The sequence below is a fragment of the Rhizobacter sp. P3_B12 genome (genome assembly GCF_056402895.1).
On sequence record NZ_JBFUGN010001562.1, the window covers coordinates 1 to 854 of the forward strand.

Consider the following 854-nt stretch of genomic DNA (forward strand, 5'->3'; position numbering starts at 1 on the left):
CCCAAGGGGATCCGGGCCGGCTTGGGGCGGCCCGGCGCTCGGCCCGGCTTTGCTCAGTCGCGGGTGAATCGGCCCGGGCCCGAGTTGCCCGCCGGACCGAATTCCGCCGGCAACGACGGTCCGGGATCCTCGCCCTCCGCCACTTCCGTCAGCAGCGCCGCGGCGCTGCGCACCAGCGGCCACGCCAGCGTCGCGCCGGTGCCGTCGGTGCCCTCCATGCCCAGTTCGAGCAATGCGAGCGCATGGAACAGGCCCAGCGTCTGCGTCAGGCCGGGATGGCTGTGGCTGCGACAGAAGACGGTGTAGTCGGTCACCGTCGGTGCGATGCGCGAGGCCACCATCAGCGCGGCGCAGGCCGGCACGCCGTCGGCCATGATCAGGTGGCGCTTGCTCGATGCGACGAGCATCACGCCCACCATCATCGCGATCTCGAACCCACCGTAGGCCGCGAGCACCTCGACCGGGTCGGTGACGTCGCGGTGGCGGCCCTGCGCGCCCTGCAGCACCATCAGCAGCCGGGCTTCGTGGTCGGCGCGCGCACCGGGGCCGCCGAACACCAGCTCGCGGATCGGCTCGCCGGACAGGCCGGACAGCACCAGCGCCGCGCTCTCGTGCGAGCCGACGCCGACGCCGGCACAGGCGATCACGTTGCCGGGCAGCGCATCGGCGATCTCCATCCCGGCGCGGATCGCGGCATGCGCCTGGTCGAGCGTCATCGCGACGTTGACCCGCGCGTTGCGCGTGCCGTGGGCGATCTTGCGGGCCATCAGCCGCGGGTGCGGCGCCACCGCCTCGGCCACGCCGCAGTCGACGACGCTCAGCTCCAGCCCCTGGATGCGGGCGAACACCGACAC

Annotated in this window: 1 protein-coding gene; it reads right to left on the reverse strand. The window is 73.3% G+C overall.

Annotation, left to right across the window (positions count from 1 at the left end; all coding sequences use genetic code 11):
* Positions 1-53: 53 nt before the first annotated feature.
* The coding region (locus AC1D01_RS36870; RefSeq protein ID WP_477874792.1) for a nicotinate-nucleotide--dimethylbenzimidazole phosphoribosyltransferase at positions 54-854 on the reverse strand (801 nt) is incomplete at its 5' end.